The sequence below is a fragment of the Peptococcaceae bacterium genome, from assembly GCA_024655825.1.
GTDB lineage: Bacteria > Bacillota > Peptococcia > DRI-13 > PHAD01 > JANLFJ01.
On record JANLFJ010000067.1, the window covers coordinates 1 to 8,235 of the forward strand.

The 8,235-nt window shown below is 49.4% G+C and carries 10 protein-coding genes; all 10 read right to left on the minus strand.

All coding sequences use genetic code 11. The features are described from left to right. The coding region (locus NUV48_15075) for a copper amine oxidase N-terminal domain-containing protein (GenBank protein ID MCR4443455.1) at positions 1-448 on the minus strand (448 nt) is incomplete at its 3' end. A 19-nt stretch (positions 449-467) separates the two neighbouring features. Further along, a complete protein-coding gene (locus tag NUV48_15080) occupies positions 468-887 on the minus strand; it encodes a DUF4320 family protein (GenBank protein MCR4443456.1) in 420 nt (139 codons plus the stop codon). Positions 888-907: 20 nt separating this feature from the next. Further along, the gene (locus tag NUV48_15085; protein ID MCR4443457.1) at positions 908-1,132 is read right to left on the minus strand and encodes a hypothetical protein; all 225 of its coding nucleotides are present in this window, start codon (positions 1,130-1,132) and stop codon (positions 908-910) included. A 42-nt stretch (positions 1,133-1,174) separates the two neighbouring features. Continuing rightward, complete coding sequence (locus NUV48_15090; GenBank protein ID MCR4443458.1) at positions 1,175-1,909, minus strand: hypothetical protein; 735 nt, start codon at positions 1,907-1,909, stop codon at positions 1,175-1,177. Positions 1,910-1,978: 69 nt separating this feature from the next. Next, complete coding sequence (locus tag NUV48_15095) at positions 1,979-2,881, minus strand: hypothetical protein (GenBank protein ID MCR4443459.1); 903 nt, start codon at positions 2,879-2,881, stop codon at positions 1,979-1,981. A gap of 17 nt (positions 2,882-2,898) precedes the next feature. Further along, positions 2,899-3,786 (minus strand): type II secretion system F family protein, encoded by an 888-nt coding sequence (locus tag NUV48_15100; GenBank protein ID MCR4443460.1) that lies wholly within the window; start codon positions 3,784-3,786, stop codon positions 2,899-2,901. Beyond that, a complete protein-coding gene (locus tag NUV48_15105) occupies positions 3,774-5,177 on the minus strand; it encodes an ATPase, T2SS/T4P/T4SS family (protein ID MCR4443461.1) in 1,404 nt (467 codons plus the stop codon). The genes NUV48_15100 and NUV48_15105 overlap by 13 nt, the downstream gene beginning before the upstream one ends. A gap of 28 nt (positions 5,178-5,205) precedes the next feature. Beyond that, on the minus strand, positions 5,206-5,997 hold the full coding sequence (locus NUV48_15110) for a hypothetical protein (GenBank protein ID MCR4443462.1): 792 nt from the start codon (positions 5,995-5,997) through the stop codon (positions 5,206-5,208). A gap of 66 nt (positions 5,998-6,063) precedes the next feature. Beyond that, positions 6,064-7,446 (minus strand): hypothetical protein, encoded by a 1,383-nt coding sequence (locus NUV48_15115; protein ID MCR4443463.1) that lies wholly within the window; start codon positions 7,444-7,446, stop codon positions 6,064-6,066. Positions 7,447-7,692: 246 nt separating this feature from the next. Continuing rightward, positions 7,693-7,998 (minus strand): zinc-ribbon domain containing protein, encoded by a 306-nt coding sequence (locus NUV48_15120; GenBank protein ID MCR4443464.1) that lies wholly within the window; start codon positions 7,996-7,998, stop codon positions 7,693-7,695. Positions 7,999-8,235 lie beyond the last annotated feature (237 nt).

Genomic DNA, 8,235 nt, shown 5'->3' on the forward strand with positions numbered 1-8,235 from the left:
TGCAGGCGGCATCGGAGGCGTATGCAGCCGTGAAGATGTGAATCTCTCTTTTCGCTTCCTTCCACTCCACGCCGGCTCCCAGGCATTCGCTGACAAACCGCAGGGGCACCATGGTCCGGTTGTTGGTCAGAGCCGCCGCCGCGTCAAGAGCAACATCGTTCGCCTCAACCCTTGCCTTTTTTTCCCCGATCCGCAAGGTTATATCTTTTGAGCCCTGCCTTATGTTTACCGTTTTTCCCTGTTCATTCCAGTCAACAGCAGCCCCCAGTGCCTGGGAAACAAACCTGACCGGCACCATCGTCCTGCCTTCGCTGTTGATGTAAGGGGCCTGGTCAGGAAAAGATATTCTTGTCCCGTTGACATATACCTTGAGTTCATCCAAGGCCGGGGTTTGCGCCGGCAAGACCAGGGCAAATATGATAACCAGGGTTTTAGCAATTCTCCCCAAACAGTACTCCTCCTCCCATTTATTCGTCTCTCCTGATAAAGTCCTGGGCCATCCCCCACATTTCAACGTTAATATTAAAAACCAGCTGCTGGCCGAACGGGCGGAGGGAGCTCAAACAATACGGCATCGAAGCCTTGATGACGACGATGTCGCCCCTTTGCACCTTCTGCGGGGTGCCTGTGACTGAAACCAGCGTTGCGTCCAGCCCCTGGACGGTGGCATACTCGTAAAAAGCACTTTCAATCTCGCTGCTGAGACCATTTTCTATTTTCATCAGGGTCAAGGTTTCGCTGCAGGCATTGCGCAGTTTCCAGGCTGCAGCGGTGTAACCGGCAATGTCTATCCCCACAAATAAGACAATGGTCAGGAGTAAAAGTGTATAGAGAGCGGTTAAAATTCCTTCTCCCCGCTCAGCTTGCATGACCGGGCTTTTCCACACGGAACGCAGCCCGCCTCCCATCATACCAGCGTATCCAGGCGGCTGAAGATGCGGTTGATAAACCCCGGCAGCCATCCGGTAACCAGGCCGTGCACCAGGACAAGTATGGTCGCGGTTACAGCCATCCAACCTATAGTCCCGACCATCTCTCCCCGTTCATTGCTAAAAAAATTGCCGGCCGGTTCCGTTAGCGTCTTAATTCGAGCCGCAATTATTTTTTTCAGACTCAACACAAACACTGCCATCTTCGTTATCCTCCCTCTTCCAAAATAGATGATTGTTGATTTTTATCTGGCCAGTGATTTCAGGTAAACGTCACCTTTGAAGCCTACCGGCAGCAAGTAAATGCTGCCCTTTTCATTGTACTCGACGATGCTTTTAACCAATTCCACCTGGCTCCGGTCTACAGCCAGGGTTATCACCGCGGGAACAGCTTCGCGGCCTTTTTCGGCGGGAAAAGCCGATTCGGCATTTTTTTTGTCTATGACCAGAAGACCGGCAAGCCCGGGGTTTTCAGCAGGACTGATGACCCTGCCGGGCAGGCTGGGCAAATCGCTCCTGATAAAAACCACAGCGTCCACCAGAACACCCGGCCCGACAAGATTGGCGCAGCTTTTGACCAGGTTTGTGTTCACTGCCACCAGAAGCCTGTTTTGCTCCGAAAGTGTCGAAAGACTCCCAGGGCCGGCCACGTTTTCTTCCGTCAGCCTGTCCATCCTGATAATGTCTCCTTCACCGAATCCCAGCTCACTTGCGTAATACTGCTTGCCGGACCAAAGCAAATCGGGATCCGCGACAGCCTGCGCGGGGACAACCGAGCGGGGTCTCTTGGTCAAAACCGCGGTTCCCTTTTTCACCGGCATGAAGGCGCCAATCTTTTGCGCAGCCACAACAACAGGAACCAGATCCGTATTGCTTTTTATGTACTGCCTGTTTAAGGTGAAGGTGATCGCGAATACAACCAGGAAGCCCAGGATTACGATGCCTGTCTTTATCCACCTTTGCCTTACAATCCTTCTCAATAACGAACCACCTCCCTTCAACTTCCCCCTGCAAAAGGCCGGGCGCAGCACCGTCCTATGTCTTACGGTCTACATGATTTTGTTAACCTGGTCGAATATTTCCCATCCCTTGATGACGAGAGAGCCGGCGGCCAAAGCAAAAAGGATCAGGTAAAGCTGATAAACCTTTTCCGGCTTGGACTTGGTCAGTTCTTCAATCGAAGCTATTCTCATCTCCGTTAAATCCTGCTCGATGACTCGAAAATAGTTTTCCGCGGACTCGTAACCATGCTCGACAGCAATCTTCACCGCGGAAGCAAACCTGGTTACCGCCGGCATTTTAATGGATTCGGCAAAAAGGTTCAAAGCTTGGGCAGGGTGCATGTACTGCAGGTCATTCAGCAGGTTTTCGATCAGGCCGCGCACTCTCGGGCCTGAAGTGTCCCTGGCCTGAATAAAAGCGGAGATATAATCTCGACCGCTGGCAAAACTTATGCGCAGCTTATCGATAAGCTCAGGAAGGTCTTTTATTATTTCCGTTTGCCACTGGCGATACTGTTTCTTCAGGTTTGCATATTTCTGGCAGACCAGAACCCCTGCAAAGAAGGGATAGAGGACAAGATAACCGGAACTGCCGGTAACAAACGGCACAAGCAGGACAGGAATCGCGCCAGTCAAGCCGTAAACCACGTAACCGGCCAGTTCCCTTTCCGCTTTTTTCCTGCTGCCCATCAGGTTTAGCATGTTTCTCATCCTGGAAATCACCAGGTGTTCCAGGTCCACGAAATTCTGCAAGTAAACAATGATTCCCTGGACGTGCCTTGCCGCACGGTTCTCCCGCGCTTTTTCCAGCTCCCGTTCGGACATGATCACTTCTTTTGCCCTGTAAATAGCTTTCACCGCAGCCCTGTCGTCGAACAACCTCCCGGACAGCCACCCGGCCGCAGCCGCGGCCGCAAGCAGGGGAAAAAGAAACGACCAGATGGCGGCCATTACCAAACACTCTCCCTTCAAAGCTCGTCAAGGTTGAGGCTTAAGTAATCTTCTCCTTTGACGTATACGTAAATGGTGCCGGCGATGTAAAACAGCATGAGAACTTTGCCCTGTATTGTATTTAAATAAACGTTTTGTGCGCCTGTGTTCATCAGTGATAGAATGGGAGGAAACAGCCAGGCCGTCCCCAGGGCCAGGTACAATTTGCGTTTTTGGTTCCTGCTTTGTGCTTTTACCTTATTTACTGCAAGCAGGTCAAATTCCATCGCTTCCACCGCCTTGTCAAGGGCTTTTATTGCTTCCGCCGTAAAACCTTCGTAATGGGCCTGAATGAGATTGTCAACAAAGAGGTCAAATTTTCGCAGCCCCACTTTTCTTTTTAAGTTGCAAAGGGCATCCCTGGTGCTCCCTCCCAAAGCCACATCGTTTACGTACGCGTCAAAAAGCTTGCGGATGCTGGGATTTGTCGAATTATCGCGGGCGCTTTCAATTGCTCTTGTAACGTTTTGCTGGTCAGGAAGCCTTGATAAAAGCATTCTCAAGGGATCGGTCAGGCCGGTGATCATGTTTAGTTTCAGGCTGTGCTTTTTTTTCCGGATGAGAAAACCAGGCAGGTAATACCCTGCAACCAAGCCGGCAAGCGGAACAAACGGGTTGCGGGTCAGGTATGAAACGGCGGCAGCGGCCAAAACAGCCGAGAGCAGAATTAAACGCACTTCTTTTCTTGTGATTTGCCAGCCCACAGCCTGCGCCTCCGCTTGGTATTTGTGCAGGTTCAGGGCAAACTCAAGAAGCTTTTTATTCCTTATAACATCTTGGGGACTGGGCGAACCGGGCGGGTAAAAAAGAAAAAAGGAAATAACAAACCAAACTCCAAACAGCAATCCGGCAGCTACAGGCAACATTCCGGCGACACCCCTTCCTGGTTTTTCACCCCCAGCCAGCGCCTGATGTTTTCTTCGGGGACCAAATTTGCGCGCATCCTGGCAGCCAGCTCCTGGGATATTGGGTTTACCCGGCGGTGTTTGCCCTTGACATAGCCGTCTCCGGTGATCCCGTCTTGCACAAATTCAAAGATCGTTGTGCAGATTGGGTGTTTAGCCCCTTCAAAACCCCTCAGTTCGACCACTTCAGTAATTATACGGCTTTTCCTGATTTTTTGCTGGAAAAGGATCAGGTCCACCGTATCCGCCAGCTGAGCCGCAATCGCCTCGTCGTTATAGCCGTCGCCGGCCAGCTGGACGATGCGCGTGGCGGCATTGCGGGCTGAACTGGCATGCAATGTGGAATAACAATTATGGCCGGTGTTCATCGCCTCGTGGGTTTGCCGGGCCGCCGCCCCATCCCTCACCTCGCCCACTATTATTTTCATCGGTCTCATGCGGAGCGAAACCCTGGTAAGCCTGGCAATGTCATAGCGCTTTTCCTGGTTTTCGTGGTGCTTTGTCTGCAGCGCAACCAGGTTGCGGTAATTACGAAACGCCTTTTTCCTGCGCAGCATCATCTCCGGGCTGTCCTCAATCGTGATTACCCGTGTGTTTTCCGGAAAAAAGAGGGGAATGGCCGACAAGGTAGTAGTCTTTCCCGAATTGGTCGCCCCCCCGATGATCACATTGGCGCTGGGAATAACGTCCCGGAAAAAATCCTCCATTTCCTGGCTGATGGTTCCAAGACGCACCAGCTCATCCGGCGAGATGGTATCGTCTGAAAACTTTCTAATGGAAAGGCATGTGCTCTCGGTGGCTATCCCGCCGCGTTCAGCTTTTAAAACAGCGCAGATCCTGCAGTTTTCAAACAGGCTGTCCACGTGCGGCTCATTCGCCGTTAAAGTTTTACCCAGAGGAATCAGCATTTTGTTTATTACGTTGAACAGGTGTTCCTCATCCTTGAAGCCTAAATCCGGCCTGTATTCCTCCTCCCCGTTTCGCTCGATGTAAACGTCACGGGGCGTGTTTATTTCAATGTTTGTCACGGCGGGATCGTCCAGGGCCTTTTGAATAGGCCCAAAATACAGGATTTCCTGCTGGACCGTTTTAATGAGACTTTCCAGGGAAATGCCGGGTATATGCAGGCTTCTTCTCGGCGTTAGATAATCGGCGATCACGGTTTTTATTTCTTCCCGGACCCCGGGGTCAATAATGGATTTGGCAAAAGACTGCGAGTGCTCGTCTCTTAAATAAGCCCTCACCTTGTTAACCGCATCGTGGAGACGTTCCGTAGATGACACGTTGATCTCTTTAATAACGGCGATATCGGGACGTCCGAAATGTTCATAGGGATTGAAAAACCTCACCATAACTTTCTTCTCCCCCGTATTCGCATATTCAAAGCCTGATTATTATGCCGTCCTCCTCTTCGGTTAACGCTACCGCTCCCGTATCTTCCTGGGTTGCGGCAAGCAGTTCCTGCGCAATTTCCCTGGAGTTTTCGTTCAAAACATCCAGCCTGCACGCTTCCCGCCCTTCCTCATCTTTGATCACCGCAACTTCCGCAATCGTTTCCACGTTTTCCCGGGCCAACAGCTTGAACTTTTCCGCCCCGTATTTGAAAACCTGAACAAGGCGTTTAACGTTGAGAAGGCTGAAGGCCAAACCTCCGTGCTCTGTTACCGGAATAAACACCCTGTCGGCATGTTTGAGGGCAAAGTGGGTCATCGGGGTGGTAACCTGCCCCTGGCAGTCAAAGACTACTATCGAATAACCATCCTGCAGCGCTCTGTTAACGACCTCTGCGGGAAAACCGATTAACGTTTCCAGTTCGACTTTATGCGATACGGGATAATCGGGAAAGGCAAAAACACTGGCGGCCAGAACAGTCAAAGAATCGCCCATCCTGGGAGCCCGGTCTAGATTTATTTCGCCTTTCTTGTCCAGTTCAAGTATCAGCGCTTCGGTGTGGTTATCACGCTCCATTATGTTCGCGGTAAAGCCAAGTCTTGGGATGCCGAGGCAGGGAAGTTCAACGAGCAGGATGCGGGTATGCTTTGCCAGTTCTCTCGCCAGTTCAAGGCTGAACTTTGTAGTGTTATTCCCCGGCGGTGACCAGACGGCAATTACCTGGGCCTTCACTTCCTTTGGTTTTTTCGAGCCCGGATATTTCTTTTTAAATAAAAACATCTTTCCCCCAAAAAACGGATGCAGTTTTTAAAAGTCCGCAATAAACAATGAATAGGTTTTCAAAATTCAGCGCTTGCTGATTTTGAGCAGGTTCCTGAGCGTCATTAAACTTCCCCGGCCCCCCGGTCGCTCATCAAGATCGCTTTTTATACCTATAAGTTCAGTTACCTGCTTGATGAAATGACGGGTCTCAGGGCCGATCCTGCTTTTTTTCTTTAAATAAACGTAGTCTGTGAACTCCTCCGCGAAGGACCGGGGAGGGTAGAGAAGCGGTGGTTTTTTTAAGTCGTTCAACTGGTCTTCGATATACCCTATTTTGCTTGTCCCGATAAGATTGATTTTTCCCGGCCCGTCTTTCATTTCCTTGAGCCCATAGACAATACTGCAGGGGAGCATGTTCACGGTAATAAATTTGATGTATGCCAGCTCGTCCAATACCACGTCATTAAACATGCTTTTCCCGTGCCCGCAAAAAAGCAAAAAATTGAAATCTTTTTGAAAAAGAATGACTCTCGCCAGTTCCGTTATAAAACTGCGCCAGTTGTTTTCCATTTCTGCCCATTTCAGGTTGTCTTCACGCCTGCCGTCGGGGAGAAAATACAGGTTCGGAGGAAAATCGCCAACATCCGGGGAAATTCCTGCCGTGTGTTTATCTTGTTGATATTTTTCCGCGTTAAACAGGCAGTCCTTGTAAAACTCCGTCTTGCGTCCGGCAAACATGGATAAAGCGTGCCGGGTATTATAGTACGGGTGAGGCAATGACAAAGTGCTGGCAAGACGGGGAATGCTCGATACAGTCTCGATCAAGGCTACCTTGAAGCCGTTTTCGGCAAGGTTCAGCGCTGTCAGCACGGCTGTCCCGTGATTCAACAGGGCATCATCCTCCGACCAAAAAGCGATTATGTTTGATTTTACGTAATAAGGTTGATGTATTCTCTTTAAATCGCCGGCAAGGCCCGCTCTTTTCTTCCTCCCGGTTGATTTTATGTTTGCCAGCTCTTTTTCACTTTTTTCAAGGTATCTTTCTACTTCGGCCAGCGACCTGTCCGTGTAAATAAAATTTATAATATCTTCCCTGTCGTAACTGTCCAGGAACCAAAAATTATAGACCCTTGCTTGCAGCAGCCCGCTAATAAACTGTGTTTCCGCCGCTGCTCTAGCAGGCAAAAGAAGTACCAGCCGGCTTGCCGGACGGTTTTTTTTCAGTGTGGAAAGATTTTGTAATAACTTCTTTCTTAATAGTCTTTCAGGTAATTGCGAACCTGAAAACCAGGCAGCACAATTAATCAAGATAAGGTCAGGGTCCTCTCCCCCACCTTCTTGTGCCCAGTTGCAGGTCTCCTCCAGGGTCGAATTTCTGCCTGTAATCAAACAGCATTTGCTGAATTCTTCAAGTGCCGCCTGCTCTATAGAAGGAAAAACAAGATGGGCTTTGGGGAAACCACCCAAAAAAATCACTCCTGACAGAAATTGTAAAGCCGGCCCTGTTTCATTTTCCAGTTATAATCCTTTGTTTACATTATTTCTCATTTAATGTTAAATTTTATATGATTATATCATATTTTAGTACTACATGTCATATTTGTAATTAATAAAATTTTTTATTACAAATAACAGAAATATTTTTTTATTGTTTTGCAAATAAAAAAATTCCAGGAGATAACCCCTGGAATTTTTGCCTGGCCCAACTTTTGCTTACCAGTTCCTGCGGGAACGGATCCTGAAACAGTCGCTGCAGTAAACGGGCTTCTCGCCGTTAGGCTTGAACGGCACTTCCGTTTTTTGACCGCAGGCCGAGCATACAGCCGAATACATCTGGCGGTCTTCCCGGCTGTAGCCGGACCCAGAAGCCCTGTTCATGCTTTTTTTCGCAGCCCTGCACTGCGGGCAGCGGCCGGGATTGTTGGTAAATCCCTTTCCGGCGTAAAATTCCTGTTCCGCCGCGGTGAAAACAAATTCCTGGCCGCAGTCCTTGCAAGTCAACGTTTGGTCTTTAAACATAAAAACACCTCCTCGATTGTCTTACGTGCTAAAGGAGGCGACAAGATTTCCTCTCCTCAGCCAATGGCAATCGGGAAGTTTTCCTGCGCTTCGTTAACGCGTTTAGCTTATTATATGGCAAAACAAGCGCATTTGTCAACCGCTGCTTGAGGAACAGTCAGGGATTCGTCAAAGTCAGTGCTCGTATTAAACCCAAAGAATGGAATTAAGGTTCAAATTTAAGAGTACAGGGATAGA